General features: G+C 70.4%; 10 protein-coding genes. 2 read left to right on the top strand and 8 right to left on the bottom strand.

The features are described from left to right. Window positions 1–170: 170 nt before the first annotated feature. The gene (locus ACYQ78_RS31675; protein ID WP_459804619.1) at window positions 171–299 is read right to left on the bottom strand and encodes a hypothetical protein; all 129 of its coding nucleotides are present in this window, start codon (window positions 297–299) and stop codon (window positions 171–173) included. Between the two features lie 624 nt (window positions 300–923). On the opposite strand from ACYQ78_RS31675, the gene ACYQ78_RS31680 reads away from it, so the two are divergent. Then, the gene (locus ACYQ78_RS31680; protein WP_459804620.1) at window positions 924–3,290 is read left to right on the top strand and encodes a BTAD domain-containing putative transcriptional regulator; all 2,367 of its coding nucleotides are present in this window, start codon (window positions 924–926) and stop codon (window positions 3,288–3,290) included. Here the strand turns inward: ACYQ78_RS31680 and ACYQ78_RS31685 are convergent. The 4 genes from ACYQ78_RS31685 to ACYQ78_RS31700 all read right to left on the bottom strand — a co-directional run bounded on the left by ACYQ78_RS31685 (window position 3,250) and on the right by ACYQ78_RS31700 (window position 9,144). Further along, window positions 3,250–4,413, bottom strand: coding sequence for a cytochrome P450 (locus ACYQ78_RS31685; protein ID WP_459804621.1), 1,164 nt, complete (start codon window positions 4,411–4,413; stop codon window positions 3,250–3,252). The genes ACYQ78_RS31680 and ACYQ78_RS31685 overlap by 41 nt on opposite strands. A gap of 165 nt (window positions 4,414–4,578) precedes the next feature. Then, entirely contained in the window at window positions 4,579–6,072 is a 1,494-nt protein-coding gene (locus tag ACYQ78_RS31690; protein WP_459804622.1) for a flavin monoamine oxidase family protein, read from the bottom strand. Between the two features lie 243 nt (window positions 6,073–6,315). Next, entirely contained in the window at window positions 6,316–7,815 is a 1,500-nt protein-coding gene (locus tag ACYQ78_RS31695; RefSeq protein WP_459804623.1) for a flavin monoamine oxidase family protein, read from the bottom strand. 432 nt (window positions 7,816–8,247) lie between these two features. Then, the gene (locus tag ACYQ78_RS31700) at window positions 8,248–9,144 is read right to left on the bottom strand and encodes an NAD(P)-dependent oxidoreductase (RefSeq protein WP_459804624.1); all 897 of its coding nucleotides are present in this window, start codon (window positions 9,142–9,144) and stop codon (window positions 8,248–8,250) included. Window positions 9,145–9,260: 116 nt separating this feature from the next. Here ACYQ78_RS31700 and ACYQ78_RS31705 point away from each other — a divergent pair, with 116 nt between their 5' ends. Continuing rightward, window positions 9,261–10,277 carry a GlxA family transcriptional regulator gene (locus ACYQ78_RS31705; protein WP_459804625.1) on the top strand — a complete coding sequence of 339 codons (1,017 nt, stop codon included), beginning with the start codon at window positions 9,261–9,263 and terminating at the stop codon, window positions 10,275–10,277. Between the two features lie 24 nt (window positions 10,278–10,301). On the opposite strand, the gene ACYQ78_RS31710 is transcribed toward ACYQ78_RS31705, so the two are convergent. The 3 genes from ACYQ78_RS31710 to ACYQ78_RS31720 form a co-directional block, all read right to left on the bottom strand. Then, a complete protein-coding gene (locus ACYQ78_RS31710) occupies window positions 10,302–10,730 on the bottom strand; it encodes a YybH family protein (RefSeq protein WP_459804626.1) in 429 nt (142 codons plus the stop codon). 144 nt (window positions 10,731–10,874) lie between these two features. Continuing rightward, complete coding sequence (locus tag ACYQ78_RS31715) at window positions 10,875–11,714, bottom strand: NAD(P)H-binding protein (RefSeq protein WP_459804627.1); 840 nt, start codon at window positions 11,712–11,714, stop codon at window positions 10,875–10,877. Between the two features lie 67 nt (window positions 11,715–11,781). After that, on the bottom strand, window positions 11,782–18,210 hold the full coding sequence (locus tag ACYQ78_RS31720) for a thioester reductase domain-containing protein (RefSeq protein WP_459804628.1): 6,429 nt from the start codon (window positions 18,208–18,210) through the stop codon (window positions 11,782–11,784). Between the last annotated feature and the right edge of the window lie 2 nt (window positions 18,211–18,212).

Raw genomic sequence — 18,212 nt, forward strand, 5'->3', positions numbered from 1 at the left:
TCTCGTTGTCCTGCGGCTGGCCATGCCGCCCGCCCTGTCCGGCCATCATGAACGTCATCAGTCACGCTTGTCGGCGTGAACACCTGACCATCGACGGCAATGGCTGATCTTCGCCGGATGTGGGCACTGATCCCGGCCTCTGGGATCCGCGGGAACGGCGACACCGCTGGTCAGGGTTGGGGGTTCTCGCATGGTGAGACCAAGAATGGGTTGCGGAAGTCGTCGAGGGTCCAGGGGGTGCCATCGGCGATGTCGGTGAAGTCGGGCAACTGCCACGCGCCGATCGCGTAGCTGCGCATGGTTGTCAGGATCGAGGCGGCTGAGGTGGTGTGAACCCCGGCATCGGTCCCTCTTTGAACGTTACATCGCGGACATGATGATCTTTGTTCTCGATCGACTCTGGGCATGGGCTGGCTGGCTTCCCGGTCAGGCTGGTGACGCCCGGCACCGCGGCCTTCGCTTGAGGGCCTTGTGAGTCCACTGCGGGGATGGCCGCATGCGAAATCGTGCCGGATGCGAGAGCTGTCCGACGGGCGCGAATATGACAACCGGCGGGTGTCGTCGTCCCCGCGGATCTTGGTGTATTCCAGGCCGGCGCCACGCCCTGCGCGATCAATCTGTGACCTGCCGCGTCTCACCTGTTGTCTCAGTATGCGAGAACGTTTAGCCTTGGTTGAATTCCCAAGAAATACGGGCCCCTGCGCTATGTCACCTTTTACATGCTTCCGGACGTCGCAACTCCAGTTGGGGAGCTGTCCGTAATTTCTGGGGCAGGTTGGCAGCTTTCGGTCGCGTGTCGGACGATCTCGTCGGTTACGGTCGTATCAGCGTGATATGCGAAGCTCGTTCACGGGTAACAAAGGCTCTGCACGCTCGGTGTGGTCGCGCTCGATAGGGCGCAATAAAATACTCGGGGAGAGTAAGTGACCTACTTCAAGATGCTCGGGCCATTAGAGGTCGTACACGGCGATGAGTTGGTCGACCTCGGCGGTGCCCGGCAGCGGGCCACGCTGGGGCTCCTGCTGCTCAACCGCAACCGTGTCGTGGCGAGTAGTCAGCTGGTCGACTCGCTCTGGCCCAAGGACAGGGTGCCGCTGTCGGCCAGGAAGATCGTGCAGAACTCGGTCTGGCGGCTGCGCAGGGTGCTGTCGGCCAATGGCGGCTCCGCCGCGCTGCTCAGCCAGCCACCCGGCTACATGCTGCGCGTCGCACCCGAGCAGACCGACGTGCAGAACTTCCACCAGCGTGTCGAGGCGGGACGCGCCAAGTGCGCCGAGGGCGACCTGGAGGCGGCATCCCTGCTGCTGCGGCAGGCCCTGGAGCTGTGGCGCGGGCCCGCGCTGGCCGACCTGGTCGAGTCGGGCATCGACTGGCCCGAGCTGATCCCGGTGCAGGACGCCAGGCTGGCCGCGCTCGAAGACTACTTCGAGGTTGAGCTCGACCGAGGGCACCACCACCAGATCCTGGCCGAGCTCCAGCGCACGGTCGCCACCGAGCCGCTGCGCGAGCGCCTGTGCGGACAGCTGATGCTGGCGCTCTATCGCAGCGGCAGGCAGACCGACGCCCTCAACGCCTACCACGCCCTGCGTACCAGCCTGGTCGAGGACGTCGGCCTGGAACCGAATCCGGCGCTGCGCTCGCTGCAGCAGGCGATCCTCACCCAGGACCCGGCGCTGGTCCCGGTCGGGATGCAGAAGCAGATCAAGCTGCAGACCGGCTCTTCCCGCGAGAGCGCCGAAGAACAGCCGGGGCCCGCCGACGTCCGGCCCTCCCCGCCCGTGCCGCAGCGCAGATCCTCCTCGCCCTTCGAACCGGAGGCCGTCCCGATGCCCGCCGTGCCCGTGCTGCGCACCATGGTGGTCGAGCGCAAGGACGTCAGCGTGCTCATCGTGCGCTGCCAGGGCATGGGCAACATGGCGCTGGAGAAGGCCGTGGCCACGATCCGCGACGAGGTCGAGCGGCTGGGCGGCACCGTCGTGGCCTCCATCGGGTCGATCTGGCTGGCGCTGTTCGGCGTCCCCGAGACCGGCGAGGACGACGCCGAGCGCGCCGTCCTCGCCGCGCTGACCATCCGCGACCAGCTCGACTTCCCCGACGCCTTCGGCGCCGAGACCCCTATCGCCGTCCACGTCGCGGTGGCCACCGGCGAGGCGCTGGTGGGCCACCACAACGACAACGACAGCGCGCCGTCGGTCAGCGGCGTGCTGCTCGACGAATGCCAGGAGTTGCTCTCGCAGACCCCGGTCGGCGAGATCCGGGTGTGCGAGAACACCCGGCGTGCCACCGAGTGCGGTACGACCTACCTCGAGGTCGAGTCGTCGTTCGGCTGGCAGGTCGGCGGGCTGCGGCATGAATACCTGGCGCGGTACGACCTGCCGGTGATCGACCGCGAGCACGATCTTGAGGTGCTGGGCGGCCTCCTGCGCCGCACCAGGCACGTCGGCGCGCCCCACCTGGTGACGGTTCTCGGCGACCCCGGTGTCGGCAAGACCCGGTTCGTCCTGGAGTTCGAGCGCAGGATCGCCGCGACCGCCGAGCCGGTGCGGGTCCTGGTCGCCCGCGCGCGGCCGTTCGCGGAGGACATCGCCACCGACGTGCTCAGCGACCTCCTGTGCTCCTACTGCGGCATCGACCCGGACGGCCCCGTCGAGCTGGTCCAGGCCGAGATCGCCATCGCGGTGGAGCGACTCGTCCCGTCGGAAGACGAGCGGCGCGGACTGGTGCACCGGCTGACCGGCCTGGTCGACCGGAGGCAGGGACGTTCGGACGTTCCGGTCACCGACGTGCTGCACGCGTGGCGGTACCTGCTCGGCCAGATCGCCCGGCGCGGCCCCGTCGTCGTGATCGTCGAGGACCTGCACGTCGCGGACGACCATTTGATCGACTTCGTCGAGGATCTGCCGAGATCGCTCCCCGGCCTGCCGGTCTTGGTGGTGGTCACCGCGCGGCCGGACCTGGCCGGGCGCCGCCCGGTGTGGGGGTCGCGGCTGCGGCACGCGCTGACGATGAACCTGGAACCCATCTCCGACATCGCGATCGACCGGCTGCTGGAGTTCCTGCAGTCCACCGGGAACGGCGGGGCCAAGGGCTCGGCCGCGAGTCTGCTCGCCGGCGTCGGCGACGACTCGGCCGCGCGCCGCACGCACATGAGGCGGATCCTGGCGTCCGGTTCGTCCCTGCTGCGCAGGGATCAGTTCCCGGGCGGCGACGGTGGTCAGGCCGCCGCCGCCCGGGTGGTGTACTGCCAGGTCACCGAGTTACCCGCACAGGCAGACGCCGCGGGCAGATGATCTGGTGGGGGTTCTCCCACTCCACACCGCGCTCGGGATCAACGCTGATCTTCGAGTAGCGGTCGAGCAGCAGGTTCAGCGCGATCTTGCCCTCCAGCCGCGCCAGCGGCGCGCCGAGGCAGAAGTGGATGCCCTGGCCGAACACCAGGTGCCCGCCGGTGTTGCGATGGATGTCGAAGACGTCCGGGTCGGGGAACTTGGCGGCGTCGCGGTTGGCCGCGCCGATCCACGGCGTCACCAGCTGGTCCGCGGCGACCGGGTGTCCGCCGATCTCGGTGTCGGCGGTGGTGACCCGCACCAGGCGCGGGAACGGCGGGTACATGCGCAGCACCTCCTCCAGCGCGCCGGGCACCAGGTCGCGGTCGGCGCGGATCTCCTCCATCGCTTCCGGGTGCTGCTCCAGGAGGAGGACCGTGGTGCAGATCAGCGACATCGTGGTGGCGTGCCCGGCGAACATGGTCAGGCCGGTGACCCCGATCATCTCGCCGTCGGTCAGCGGCTCGCCGTCGATGGTGGCGTTGGCCAGCCTGCTCATCACGTCGTCGCGCGGGTTCTGCCTGCGGTCGCGCATGTGCCGCAGGAAGTACTCGCCCATCTCGTGGAGGGCGGGCCCCACCTCGCCCTCGAGCAGGTCGGGGGGCACGGTGGCGGCGTCGAGCGCGCCGATCGCGTCACCCCACCCGCGGAACAGCGGCTCGTCTTCGATGGGCAGGCCGAGCACGTCGGCGATCACGGTGATCGGCAGCGGGAACGCGAGCGCGTCGACGAGGTCGAACGCATCCTGGTCGGCGACCTTGTCCAGCAGGGTGTTGGTGATCAGCTCGATGCGTCCGGAAAGGTTCGCGACCGAGCGGGGGGTGAACACCTGGCTGATCACGGTCCGCAGCTTGCGGTGCCGTGGCGGGTCTGTGGTGACCAGGTTGCCCTCGTCGAAGCGGTCGAGTTCGGGGTGCGGGAGATTGAACAGCCTTGCCGTCTCCGAGGAGAACGTCTTGGTGTCGGCGAGAATCCTGGTGATGTCTTCATAACCGAAGACCTCTACTCCGTGGTCGCCGCCGCTACTGACCGGCTGCGAATTGAGCATCTCGCGGAACCACGAGAACAGCGAATCGACGGGTTCCATGATTGTGCTGTCAATAGACGCGCTCATGGGCAGGAGCCTAGCTTCGGCGCGCCTTTCATGTGCATGCGATTTCCCTCGTTGAGATTATCGAGGAGGAATGGCGAATAGCGGTGAGCGGAATTCCGCTCACCGCTATTCGCCGCAGACCATACGTAGACCGGGCTGTTACCGCGCGCCGAGGCCGCGGTACAGGCCGCGGTTCACCTTGGGCACGAAAATGTTCTCCTCGGCGCTGGCCGCGGCGGCGGCCGGGCCGGACAGGGTCGGTGAGCCGGCGACCCGCAGGCCGTCTTCGATGGCGCCGTCGATGTAGCCGTTCCAGCCGTTGGCGATGTCGCTGCCCGCGAACTTGATGCGGCCGTGCGGCTGCTGGAGCTTGGCGTGCAGCCTGATGAGCTGGTTCGGCTGGCGGTAGCCGCCGGTGCCGAGGGCGAACTCGTCCTTGGCGAAGTCGGTCACGATGTGGTCGCGCACCCTGGCCCCCGGGAGCACCCTCCGCAGGGCCCGCTGCACCTCGCCCCGGTCGGACTCGTCGAAGGCGGTGTCGACGGTGAAGGCGACCACCGGATCGCCGTCGTTGAACCGGCCCATGAAGCAGAACGGGTCACCCCTGCCCTCGGGAGACTCGGCCACGAACCTGTCCGTCGGGTGGGCCAGGTCGATCCACAGCTTCCTCTCCTCGGTCACGCCCATCCCGGCGGTCGTCGCCTCCCGGTGCGCGGCGGGCAGCGGCGGGCTGAACGAGATCGTGCGCCAGACGTTCACCGGCACGGCCATGATCACTTCCGGTGCGGTGAACGACTCGCCCGCGCGGGTCGTCACGGTCACCTCGCGGGCGTTCTGGACGACCGACCTGACCGGGGAGTTGAACTTGAGGACCGGCTTGGACTCGCGGAGCATGGCGTTCAGGATCGACACCGTGCCGTTGGCCGGGCGGTAGGTGTTGACTCCGTGGAAGGCCTCGAAGGTGCCGCCGGCGAGGGCCCACCACTGCTGGATGTGGGTCAGCGCGCCGCGCTCGCTGGTCCCGCCGTAGAGCGAGGTCCAGCTGGTCAGCAGGATCTCGTCCTCCGGCGCCAGGGCCATCTGGTCGAGGCGGTCGCGCAGTGAGAACCGGTCGAACTCGGCGACCAGGTCGCGGTTCCCGAACGGCTGGTAGGGCGACGGATAGATCCTGGTCGAGTCCTTGAAGAACTCGGTGAACAGTTCGCCCTGCCGGATGTAGGCCACGGACGGGTCGAGTTCCTCGAAGCCGGTGAGGGTGGGCATGATCGCCCTGGTGACCCCCTGGTCGGCCATGATCGGCAGGCGGTAGCGGTTGAGTTCGCGCCAGACGTGGGGCTGTAATCGGTCGACCCAGGTGCCGCCGCGCTCGATCATGTGGCCGCGCCAGGTGTCGGTCCAGGTCCGGCCGCCGACCCGGTTGCGCGCTTCGAGCAGCAGCACCCGCTTGCCCTTGGCGCGCAGTTCGCGCGTGGCGGTGACCCCGGCCATCCCGGCGCCCACGACGATCACGTCGAAACGCCGCCCCGGGGTCGAGCCCTGGGCCGCCGCGGAAGACGCGAACGCGGCCCCGGTGATGGCGAGACCACCCGCGACACCCGCCTTCAGCACACTGCGCCGCAGCAGACCCCGGCCCTCGGGCCGATCGGATTCCATCTCGTGGCTCACTGTCCCTCGTTTCTTTCCTGAGAACCGGTACGCCTTTTCGCCTTTTCGCATAAGGCCGTGGATTGAGGATCTGCCACCGATGGGCGCGCTCACGGCCAGGAGCCTAACCGCGACATTCCCGGCCTGTGCGGGCGTTTTCCCTCGTTGAGATCACCGGTGGGGAATGGCGAATAGCGGTGACCGGAATTCCGCTCACCGCTATTCCGCGCAGACCACGCGTAGACCGGGCTGTTACCGCGCGCCGAGGCCGTGGTACAGCCCGCGGTTCACCTTGGGAACGAAAATGCGTTCTTCGGCGCTGGCGGCCGCGGCGGCCGGGCCGGACAGGGTGGGCGAGCCGGCGACCCGCAGGCCGTCTTCGATCGCGCCGTCGATGTAGCCGTTCCATCCGTTGGCGATGTCGGCGCCCGCGAACTTGATCCGGCCGTGCGGCTGCTGGAGCTTGGCGTGCAGCCTGAGGAGCTGGTTCGGCTGGCGGTACGCGCCGGCGCCCAGGGCGTACGGGTCGGTGTGCCAGTTGGTCACGATGTAGTCGCGCATCGTGGCTCCCGGGAGCACTCTCCGGAGGGCCCGCTCCATCTCACCCCGGTTATTGACGTCGAAGGTGCGGTCGACGGTGAACGCGACCACCGGCTGGCCGTCGTTGAACCGGCCCATGAAGCAGAGCGGGTCACCCCTGCCCTCGGGCGACTCGGCCACGAATCTGTCCGTGGGGTTGGACAGGTCGATCCACAGCTTCTTCTCGTGCGGCACGCCGACCCCGGTGGTCGTCGCCTCCCGGTGGGCGGCGGGCAGCGCCGGGCTGAACGAGATGGTGCGCCAGACGTTCACCGGCACGGCCATGATGACCTCCGGCGCGGTGAACGACTCGCCGGCGCGGGTCGTCACGGTCACCTCGCGGCCGTTCTGGACCACCGACTTGACCGGGGAGTTGAACTTGAGGACCGGCTTCGACTCGGCGAGCATGGCGTTCAGGATCGACACCGTGCCGTTGGCCGGACGGTAGGTGTTGACGCCGTGGAAGCCCTCGAACGTGCCTCCGGCCAGGGCCCACCACTGCTGGATGAGGGTCAGCGAGCCGCGCTCGCTGGTCCCGCCGTACAGCGAGGTCCAGCTGGTCAGCAGGACCTCGTCCTCCGGCGCCAGGGCCATCTGATTGAGCCGGTCGCGCAGCGAGAACCGGTCGAACTCGGCGACCAGGTCGGGCCGGCGCAGCGGGTGGAAGGGGTCCGGGAAGATCTCGGTCGCCCGGTCGAAGAACCGGGTGAAGAGCTCCTTCTGCCGGATGTAGGCCACCGACGGGTCGAGTTCCTCGAAGCCGGTGAGGGTGGGCATGATCGCCCTGGTCACTCCCTGGTCGGCCATGATCGGCAGGCGGTAGCGGTTGAGTTCGCGCCAGACGTGGGGCTGTAATCGGTCGACCCAGGTGCCGCCGCGCTCGATCATGTGGCCGCGCCAGGTGTCGGTCCAGGTCCGGCCGCCGACCCGGTTGCGCGCTTCGAGGAGCAGCACCCGCTTGCCCTTGGCGCGCAGTTCACGCGTGGCGGTGACCCCGGCCATCCCGGCCCCCACGACGATCACATCGAAGCGCCGCGAGGTGGCCTCAGCGGCCGCGGGAGACGCCAGCGCGGCCCCGGTGATGGCGAGACCACCCGCGACACCCGCCTTCAGCACACTGCGCCGCAGCAGACCCCGATTCTCGGGTGGAGTGGATTCCATGTCGTTGGTCATTGTCCCTTGTTTCCTTCCGGAACGTGTTGCGGAAATACGCGCATGCGAAAGCCTCGCTCAAATGTGAGCTTTGTTCGGACGTTTATGCGCAATGGGTGCCCATCGGCGACGTCGCTACTTTGGGCGACGGGGGCCCTGAGGGCCGTCCTGCATTCAGGCAATCGCGGTCAGGCTAGCGCACGGGACATATTCAACAAAAGGCTCGGATCGCCCGTGATTCAACCGTTATATCTTGACTATTCGCGCTGACGAATATTCAAATGAGCGGTAAGCGGTGAACCATTCGAGTGATTCCTGCCAGCGCGAAGAAATCCGTGAATTCAATTCTTCGGCCAACGCCGAATAGCGGCCGACCCGTTGTCCTCCTTTTCGGAGGCAAATCGGATCGACCGCTGTCATGCGGCGCGCCCGGTGCGCCGCAGGGGGAAAGGCTCAGGCGGAAGGCTTGCGGAACACCTCGACCATCGCGGCGTAACTGGCGGGCCCGTGACCTTCGGCGATCGCGCGCTTGCCCAGCGCCGTGATGAGCGCCGGCCACTCGGGGTTGACCCCCAGCTCCCTGCTCTCGTCGAGCAGGTGGTCCATCGCGTCGACGTGCGTGTCGATGGTGGAGTCCTCCGCGGGCCAGTCGCCCGCGTCGATCTGCGCGGCGTAGGCCTCGATGAAGCCCAGCGACATCTCGCCGAGCGCCTTGGCCATCGGCAGGTACTCGGTGGCCTTCACGCCCGCGGTGCCCAGCAGCGCGACACCGTGCAGGAAGCTGTTCTCGACGCCCCACATCATGGTGAGCAGGGAGACGTCGTAGAGGGCGGCGAGGCCGTGGTTCTCACCCAGGTAGGTGGTGGCCGCGGGGGCCACCGCCTTGAGGGTCTCCTCGTGCTCGTCGAAGGCCGACTTCGGACCGCAGTACAGCAGCAGGGCCTCGTCGGTGGCGATCGCCGGCGGGATCGCCATGATCGCGCTGTCGATGTACGCGCCGACCGAGTTCTCCACCGCCCACTGCGCCGCGTCCCTGGCCTGCGACGAGCTGGCGCTGGTCATGTTGACCAGCGTGCGGCCCTTCAGCGAACCCACTTCCGGGTCGAGCAGCTGGTGTACGGCGTCGTAGTCGGAGACGCAGATGACGACCAGCGGGCTGGCCTCGACGGCGTCCTTGACCGAGGGCGCCAGGACCGCGCCCCTGGCGACCAGATCGTCGGCCTTGGCGGCCGAGCGGTTCCACACGGTGGTCGGGTGCCCGTTCCCGAGGAACGCGGCAGCCAATGCCTGACCCATCAGGCCCAGACCGATGACGGTGACCGGCGCCTGGGCGGCATTGGGGTTGGACATCACATTCACTCCTGTTCGGTTTTTTTCGGCGGACTTCAACGGTTTCACCGGCGGGGTGACCGGACCAGCGGCGGATCTGACCATCTTCGAACGATTCCTGCCATAGACTCGTGATCATGAGTCCGGGCGTCATCGCGATCGCTGTGATCAACGGCACCGACATGCAGGTGTGCGAGATTTACGAGACCGCTATCGCGAACGCGGTGTTCGGTGATCCGCAATACGACCTGGCTAATCCCTGGTATGAATTGAAGCTCTGCGCGGTGAACGCGAACGAGCCCGCGGCGCGTGGATTCTCCGTGCGGACGGCGTACGGGCTCGACGACCTGGTCGCCGCCGACACCGTCATCGTTCCCTCGGTCCCTTACTCCGTGCTGCACGGCAGTGCTCCACTGCCACTGGATTTCGTGGACGCGCTGCGCGAGGCGGCCGGGGCGGGCGCGCGGATGGCCTCGATGTGCACGGGGGCGTTCGCCCTCGCCGAGGCGGGCCTGCTCGACGGACGCAGGGCCACCACGCACTGGATGCACACGTCCGACCTGGCCAAGCGCTACCCGGAGATCCAGGTCGAGGACACCGTGCTCTACGTCGACGAAGGCGACGTCCTGACCAGCGCGGGCATGAACGCGGGCCTCGACCTGTGCCTGCATCTGGTCCGCCGCGACCTGGGCGCCTATGTGGCCGGCCAGTTGGCGCGCCGGATGGTCGTGGCCGGTCACCGCCCTGGTGGGCAGGCCCAGTTCGTCGACCTGTCCGTCCCCGACGGGGACGACGACACCCTCGCGATGACGCTGGACTGGGCCTCGCGCAACCTCGACCAGCCCCTCACCATCGACGCGATGGCGAAGCAGGCGGGCATGAGCAACCGCACGTTCTTCCGCAAACTCCAGGCGACCACCGGCCTCACCCCGCTGAAGTGGCTGCTCAACCAGCGCCTGTCCCGCGCGCAGAGCCTGTTGGAGACCACCGACCTGCCGATCGAGCGGGTCAGCGAGGCCAGTGGCCTCGGCACTGCGGCCAACCTGCGCAGGCACTTCACCACGCACTTCGGCGTCACGCCCACCGACTACCGGCACTCGCTCGGTGCCGGAGCCCGCGCCCGCAGAGCCGCCGAGCGGGTGCCGCCAGTGTGATGCCCCTGTGACGCCCGGGTCTTGTCAGCCCTCCGCGGGGTAGGAGCTCTCCGCCGGCCAAGGGCCGTTGCCCGCGTAGGCGTTGTCGATCACGTACCGCCAGCCGCCGTCCTCGCCCCGCTGCAGGACGTCGACCGCCAGGCCGCCGAGCTTCTCAGGAACGCCGTCCCTGGTGGTGTCCATCGTCCACTCGACCACCACCATGGCGGTGTCGCCGTGGACCATCTTCGCGTGGACGGTCGCCTCGACGGTCGCGTTGCGGGTCGCGATGAAGTGCTTGACGTAGTCCCTGCGCTCCTGGCCCGCGACCGGCTTTCCGGGCTCCCACAGGCCGACCGCGTCGTCGACGTACAGGGCGTTGACGGCATCCGCGTCGCCCGCGTTGAACGCCACATTGAACATTTCCTGGTGCGTGTCGATATCACTGGCCAGGGCGTGTTTTTCGAAGGCCATGGTGAGCGCACTCCCATTCGTGGTTATCGGATGTCTTCGGCGCGATGTGGACGCTACCGCCCGTCGAGTAGCGGTCGATCGCAGTCAGGTAATCGCTGCGGCGATTACCCAATTGACACCGCGCTGAGATCCGATTCGCCGCTCTTATCGGCCGGGGAAGACCTTCGTCCAGTCGACGGAGGCGGCGTATTCCGAGAAATCCCGTGCCTTGCGGCCGGTGGCCTTCTCCACGCCGTCGGACAGGTACCCGGTCACCCCGTCGTCGATGGCGTCGAAGAGCCGGACGACGTAGTCGGCCAGGTCGCGCGCGTGGCCCCGGCCCACGAGATGCCGGACGTACTCCTCCGGGGAGAGCACGCTGAGGCGGACCTCACGGCCGGACGCGGCGGAGACCTCGTCGACGACGTCGCCGAAGGTCATCAACCGGGGTCCGGACAGTTCGTACACGGCCTCGTGGTGGCCGTCCCCGGTCAGTGCGGCCACGGCGACGGCGGCGATGTCCTCGGCGTCGATGAAGGGCTCGGTGCCCTCGCGAGTGGTGACCCGCAGCTCGCCCTCGGCGATCTCCGTGCAGAGGAAATTGGGCTCGTTGAAGTTCTGGCAGAACCAGGTGGGGCGCAGGATCGTCCAGCTGAGTCCTGAGCCGGTCACCACGTCCTCGACGCGGAACAGGCTCGGCTCGTCGGCCCTCTGCACGAAGGGGCGCGCGGAGAGCAGCACCAGGCGCTCGACGCCCGCGGCTTTGGCGGTGCCGATGAAGTCGGTGAGCATCGTCGCGGCGTCGGCGCCCTGTTCGTCGACGACGTAGACGGCTTTCATTCCGTCGACCGCGGCGGGCCAGGTGGAACTGTCATGCCAGTCGAAGCGGGTCGCGCTGGAACGCGAGGCGATTCTGGGCGAGTGACCGAGCTCGGTGAGCTGACGTGCGACCCTGGCGCCGGTCTTGCCCGTGCCACCGAGGACGAGAATGGGGGATTCGCTCATGCGTCCGATCCAAGCACGGGCGAATTCCCCATCCCCGCAACCGCTTCTCAGTCCGGTAACCGCGGGGTCACTCCGCCGGAGAGGGGAAGTAACCGCTGCGGACGAAGAAGTCCACGTATCTGCCGAACAGCGCCCGGTCGACGGGCGGGCACACGATCCCGCTGCCCGCCAGCGCCTTCTCCGTGTCCGAGACGTCCATCGGCGGGTAGGTCGGCCCCGCGCCTTCGGAGTTGAGCTCCTCGAACGTGTCGACCAGCGGGGTGACCGCGTTCTCCCGGTCGGCGTCGATGGTCGCGCGCCAGGTGTTCCAGCCGGTCTCGGGCAGGTCGTACCCGAGCGCCCGCAGGTGGTCGACGAGGTCGCCGAACGACTGCGACTGCTCGTTGAACAGGTGGAAGGTGCCGTTCACGGCGGACTCGCGGGCGGCCAGCGTGGTGATCGCCCCGCTGACGTAGTCCACCGGGACCAGGTGCACCCGGCCGGTCAGCCGGTCGGGGACCACACCGGCCTGGAGCATGCCCTTGAGGCTGAGCCAGACGAAGTCCCTGGTCTGGCACGCACCGCTGTCGCGGTCCCCGGACACCACGTCGACCCGGTAGACCGACACGGGGATACCGCGGGCCCGGGCGATCCCGAGCACGCCCTCCGCCACCCACTTGCTCTGGAGGTAGCCGTTGCGCAGCAGGTGCGCCGGACCGGTCGCGGCGGTGACACCCACCGGCTCGTTGGTCTCCGACGCGGCGAACACGCCCGTGGTCGACACGTAGTGCACCGGGACCGTGCGGTGGCGCGCGGCCAGCCGCAGCACCTCGACGGTGCCGGTCACGTTGGAGCCCTTCAGATCCGGGTACGGGCGCAGCCAGCTCACCGTCGCCCCGGCGTGGAAGACGGCGTCGACCCGGCGGGCGAGGTCGTCGAACACCTGCTCGCCCAGGCCGAGCCGGGAGGAGGTGAGGTCGCCGACGTGGACGACGACCCTGGCCGGGTCGACCTCGCCCGCCACCTCGTACCACTCCAGGTTCTCCCGCAGGCGGCGCTCCGCGTCGGCCTGGTCGACGCCGCGCACCAGGCAGTGCACGACCGCGCCGGTGGTGCGCACGATGTCGCGCAGCAGGAAGGCTCCGAGGAACCCGCTGGCTCCGGTCAGCAGGACCTCTCTCGGATCGGTGGCGACGGTGACCACGGTGTCCGCGGCGACCACGTCGTCGTCGAGCACCACCTCGCCGGCGAAGTCCACGCCCGCGACGTCGTCGTCCCCACCGGTGACCGCCGCGCGCGTCGTGGCGCAGAGGTACTCGGTCAGCGCGGCGGGCGTCGGGTGCTCGAACACCACCGAGACGGACAGCCGCGTGCCGATGTGCGCGGCCAGTCGGTTGCGCAGTTCCACCGAGATCAGCGAGTCGAAGCCGAGATCGGCGAAGAGCTGGTCGTCGCCGATCGCCGAGGCGTCGGGGTGGCCCAGCACCGATGCGACCTCCGCGCGGACCAGTTCGCCCACGATCTCCCGCCGTCGCTGCTCGGACTGCCCGGCCAGCCGCCGTTCCAGCGGCTCGGCCTCGCCCGTGCCCTGGGTGGCCCGCCGGGACGTGACCCTGGCCAGGGCGGTGAACAGCAGCGGCACCGCGGTGGGCCGGGCGGCCAGCGCGCGCACGTCCAGCGAGGTCACGACCGGGGCCGGACGACCGGTCCGCAGCGCGGCGTCGAACAGGCCGGGGCCGTCGTCGGGGGTGATCGGCAGCAGGCCGGTGCGGGCGATGCGCTTGAGATCGGCGTCGCCGAGGTTGCCACCCATGCCGCCGACCTGTGACCACAGGCCCCACACCAGCGAGGTCGCCGGGAGTCCGGCGCCGGTCCGGTGCGCGGCCAGCGCGTCGAGGAAGGTGTTCGCCGCGGCGTAGGCGCCCTGGCCGGAACCGCCGATGACACCGGCGACGGAGGAGAACAGCACGAACGCCGACAGGTCCAAGTCCTTGGTCAGCTCGTGCAGGTTCCACGCGGCGTGCACCTTGGGCCGCAGCACCCTGGCGACCTGGTCGGCGTCCAGGGAGCCGATCATGCCGTCGTCCAGGACACCCGCCGTGTGCACGACACCGATGAGCGGGCGCGATGCGGGGATGGAACCCAGCGCCGAGGCGAGTTCCTCCCGGTCGGCGGTGTCGCACGCGGTGATCGTCACCCGCGCGCCGAGAGCGGCCAGCTCGTCGGCCAGCTCTCGCGCCCCCCGCGCGGCCGGGCCGCTCCGGCTGACCAGCAGCAGGTCGGTGACGCCGTGCGCACGGACGAGGTGCCCGGCGAACAGCGCGCCCAGCGCGCCGGTCCCACCGGTGATCAGCACCGTGCCGCCGGGCCGCCACGGTGACGCCGCGCGCCCTGCCGAATGTCCCGGCGCGAGCCGGGCCAGCCGGGGAACGGCCACCGAGCCCGCGCGCACGGCCAGTTGCGCCTCCCCGGTCGCGATCGCGGCGGGCAGCGCCGACATCGATGCCGGATCGTCGTCGATGTCGATCAGCCGGAACCGGCCGGGCATCTCCGACTGGGCGGAGCGCAGCAGACCCCAGACCGGAGCCGCGGCCAGGTCGACCGGCGTGTCGTCGGCGTCGATCGCGCGCCGGGTCAGGAAGATCAGCGGGACCTCGGCGGAGCGCTCGTCGTCGTTCCAGGCGCGGACCAGTTCCAGCGCCCGCAGGACGGCGGACTGGGCACGGTCGGCGACCGTATCCTCCGCGTCGTCCTCTGCGGCGAACATCAGCGGCGCGACCAGGGCGGTGAACGTCCCGGCGGCGGACAGCGCCTCGTCGATCCCGGTGAACCGCAGCGGCCAGGGCAGGCCGCCGTGGCCGGTCTCCAGCACGGCCGGCCCGGCCCCGCCGGTCGGCCCGGCCGGGATGACCGGGGTCCACGCCACGCGGAACAGCGCCTCGCCCGGACGGGCCAGCGCGGCGCCGACCTCGTCCTCGCTCGCGGGCCGGGTGACCACGGCCGCCGCACGGGCCAGCGCGGTGCCCGACGCGTCGGCCAGCAGCACCGACACCGCGCCGTTCTCCGCCGGGGTGATCCGCACTCTGGCGGCGTCGGCGCCCGCCGCGTGCACGGTCACCCCGCGCCACTCCGCCACGACGCCGGGGTGCCCGGTGAGCAGCGCGGCGGGGTGCAGCGCGGCGTCGAGCAACGCGGGGTGGACGCTGAACCCGTCCGCATCGGTGTCGGCGGGCAGCCGCACCTCCGCGAACAGCTCGCCGTCGCGCCGCCACGCGGCCAGCAGTCCCGAGAAGAACGGGCCGAGGGCGAACCCGGCGTCGGCCCGATGCCGCAGCAGCAGGTCGGCGTCCAGGGGCTCGGCGCCGGGTGGCGGCCACTCGCTCAGGCCCTCCTCGGCGTTCCGGCGGGGACTGAGCACCCCGCGGGCGGCGAGCGTCCAGACGGGACGGTCCTCGTCCGCGCCGGTGTGCACGCTGATCCGGCGCCTGCCCGCGTCGTCCGGGGCGTCCACGGTGAGCTGCACGCGCAGCCTGGCCCGCTCCGGCAGCACCACCTGCTCGTCCACCACCAGCTCGTCGACGTGCGGGCAGCCGACCTCGTCCCCGGCGCGCACCGCCATCTCCAGCAATACCGAGGACGGGACGACCTGGCTGCCGAACAGGCGATGCTCACCCAGCCACGGCGCGATGGACGTCGACAGCGCGCCCGAGATCAGGACCTCGTCCCGGCCGGCGACCTCGACCGGGCTCCCCAGCAGCGGATGGTCCGACACCGGCCCGGCCGGGTCGTCGCCCCGCATCGCGGCGGGCGCCAGCCAGTAGCGCTGCCGCTGGAACGCGTAGCTGGGCAGCGGGCCCGCCGCCACACCGGCCGGGGCCAGGTAGGCGGCCCAGTCGACCGCGACCCCCGCCGCCCACAGCCGGCCTGCCGCGTCGACGAGCTCCAGAGGCTCGGAACCGCCGGTCCGGGTGCTCGCGACCGCCGTGACCCCGGCCCTGCCGTCGAGGCCGTCGCCGACCAGCGCGGTCAGCGCGGCCCCGGGGCCGACCTCCAGCGTCGCCGTGACGCCCTGGTCGGCGAGACGGCGCAGGGCGTCGAGGAAGCGCACCGGCCTGCGCACCTGGTCGATCCAGTACTCGGGGGAGCAGAGCGTGTCCGCGTCCGTGAGCTCACCGGTGACCGAGGAGATGATCGGGATGGCCGGCGCGGTGAAGGTGACCGCGCGCACGACGTCGCCGAACTCGGCCAGCATCGGCTCCATCAGGGGGGAGTGGAAGGCGTGGCTGACGGTGAGCCGCTTGGTCGAGCGGCCCCAGGACGCCACGGTGGCGGCGATCCCGGCGACCACGTCCTCGTCTCCGGAGACGACCACGGCCGACGGCCCGTTCACCGCGGCGATGCCGACGCTGCTCTCGTGGCCCTTGAGCAGCGGCGCGACCTCGTCGGGGGTGGCGCGGAGCGCGACCATCGCCCCGCCGGCGGGCAGCCGCTGCATCAGCCTGCCCCGTGCGGTGACCACGGCGGCGGCGTCGTGCAGTGACAGCACCCCGGCCAGGTGCGCGGCGGCCAGTTCGCCGATGGAATGGCCGACCAGCACGTCCGGCCGCATCCCCCACGACATCACCAGCCGCGCGGTGGCGACCTCGAAGGCGAACAGCGCCGGCTGGGCGTAGCGGGTCTCGACGAGCCGGTCGCCCTCGGCGATCACCTGCCGCAGCGGGCGGTCCAGGTGCGGGTCGACGGCGGCGCACACGGCGTCGAACACGTCGGCGAACACCGGGAACGCCTCGCGCAGCTTCAGACCCATGCCGGCGCGCTGCGACCCCTGGCCGGTGAACAGCAGCCCGAGCCCGCCCTGGCGCGAGGCCGCCGCCGGAACGGTCTCCGCGTCTCCGGCCAGCGCGCGCAGCCCGGTCAGCAGGTCCTCGCGGCCGGTGCCCACCACGACCGCGCGGTGGTCCAGCGCGGCGCGGGTCGTGGCCAGCGACTGCGCGATCCGCTCGGCCGACAGCGCCGGGTTCCGCTCGGCGAAGGACAGCAGCCGCTGCGCCTGGGCCCTGATCGCGCGCGGCGTCTTCGCCGACAGCGGCCACGGCACCACCGGCAGGGGCGCCTCCGGCCCGTTGTCCCCGCCGCCGTCCGGCGCCTGCTCGATGATCACGTGCGCGTTGGTGCCGCTGACCCCGAAGGACGACACCCCCGCCCGGCGCGGCCTGCCCGTCTCCGGCCACGGCCGCTGTTCGGTGAGCAGCTCGACGCCGCCGCGGGACCAGTCGACCAGCGGAGTGGGCTCGTCGACGTGCATCGTCCTGGGCAGCACCCCGTGCCGGATCGCCTGCACGGTCTTGATGACGCCGCCGATGCCGGACGCGGCCACCGCGTGGCCGATGTTGGACTTCAGCGACCCCAGCCACAGGGGCCGGTCCGCGTCGTGCGCGGCGCCGTAGGTGGCCAGCAACGCCTGCGCCTCGATCGGGTCGCCCAGCCGGGTCCCGGTGCCGTGCGCCTCCACCGCGTCGACGTCGGACGCCTTCAGCCGGGCCTCGGCCAGCGCCCTGCGGATGACCCGCTCCTGCGACGGCCCGTTGGGCGCGGTGAGCCCGTTGGACGCGCCGTCCTGGTTGATCGCGGAGCCGCGCAGCACCGCCAGTACCCGGTGCCCGTTGCGTTCGGCGTCCGACAGCCGCTCCAGCAGGACCAGGCCGACCCCCTCGGACCAGCTGGTGCCGTCGGCCGCCGCGGCGAACGACTTGCACCGGCCGTCGGGGGCGAGGCCGCGCTGGCGGGAGAAGTCCACGAACCCGCCGGGGGTCGCGCTGATCGTCACGCCGCCCGCCAGCGCCAGCGTCGACTCACCCGAACGCACGGACTGGGCGGCGATGTGCAGCGCGACCAGTGACGACGAGCACGCGGTGTCGACGGTGACCGCGGGTCCCTCGAAACCGAACGAGTACGCGACCCGGCCGGACACCACGCTGGTGAGCTTCCCGGTGATCAGGTAGCCCTCCAGCTCGGCCGGTCCGCGCAGGCCGAGGTAGGTCTGCTCGACCGCGCCGATGAACACGCCGACGTCGGCGCCCTTGAGCCCGGTGGGGTCGATGCCCGCCGCCTCGAAGGTCTCCCACGCGGCCTCCAGCACCACCCGCTGCTGCGGGTCCATCGACACCGCCTCGCGCGGGGAGATCCCGAAGAACTCCGCGTCGAACTCGGCGGCGCCGTCGAGGAACCCGCCCGAGCGGGTGTAGGTCGTGCCGGGGGTCTCCGGGTCCTCGTCGAACAGCCGGTCGAGGTCCCAGCCCCGGTCGGCGGGGAACTCCGAGATCGCGTCCCGGCCGTCGAGCACGAGCTGCCACAGGTCGTCGGCCGACGCGATCCCGCCGGGGTAGCGGCAGGCCATGCCCACGATCGCCACCGGCTCCTGCCGTCCGGACTCCAGCTCGGTGATGCGGTGCCGAGCCTTCTGCAGGTCCGCCGTGACCCATTTCAGGTACTCGGCGAGCTTCTTCTCATCCGCCATGG

The sequence above is a fragment of the Herbidospora sp. RD11066 genome (assembly GCF_054661255.1).

Bases quoted from the DNA above. Each gene is read 5' to 3' on its own strand.
- ACYQ78_RS31715 (WP_459804627.1), bottom strand. From the start codon at position 11,714: ATGAGCGAATCCCCCATTCTCGTCCTCGGTGGCACGGGCAAGACCGGC.
- ACYQ78_RS31675 (WP_459804619.1), bottom strand. From the start codon at position 299: ATGCGCAGCTACGCGATCGGCGCGTGGCAGTTGCCCGACTTCACCGAC.
- ACYQ78_RS31710 (WP_459804626.1), bottom strand. From the start codon at position 10,730: ATGGCCTTCGAAAAACACGCCCTGGCCAGTGATATCGACACGCACCAG.
- ACYQ78_RS31690 (WP_459804622.1), bottom strand. From the start codon at position 6,072: ATGGAATCCGATCGGCCCGAGGGCCGGGGTCTGCTGCGGCGCAGTGTG.
- ACYQ78_RS31705 (WP_459804625.1), top strand. From the start codon at position 9,261: ATGAGTCCGGGCGTCATCGCGATCGCTGTGATCAACGGCACCGACATG.
- ACYQ78_RS31700 (WP_459804624.1), bottom strand. From the start codon at position 9,144: ATGTCCAACCCCAATGCCGCCCAGGCGCCGGTCACCGTCATCGGTCTG.
- ACYQ78_RS31695 (WP_459804623.1), bottom strand. From the start codon at position 7,815: ATGACCAACGACATGGAATCCACTCCACCCGAGAATCGGGGTCTGCTG.
- ACYQ78_RS31720 (WP_459804628.1), bottom strand. From the start codon at position 18,210: ATGGCGGATGAGAAGAAGCTCGCCGAGTACCTGAAATGGGTCACGGCG.
- ACYQ78_RS31685 (WP_459804621.1), bottom strand. From the start codon at position 4,413: ATGGAACCCGTCGATTCGCTGTTCTCGTGGTTCCGCGAGATGCTCAAT.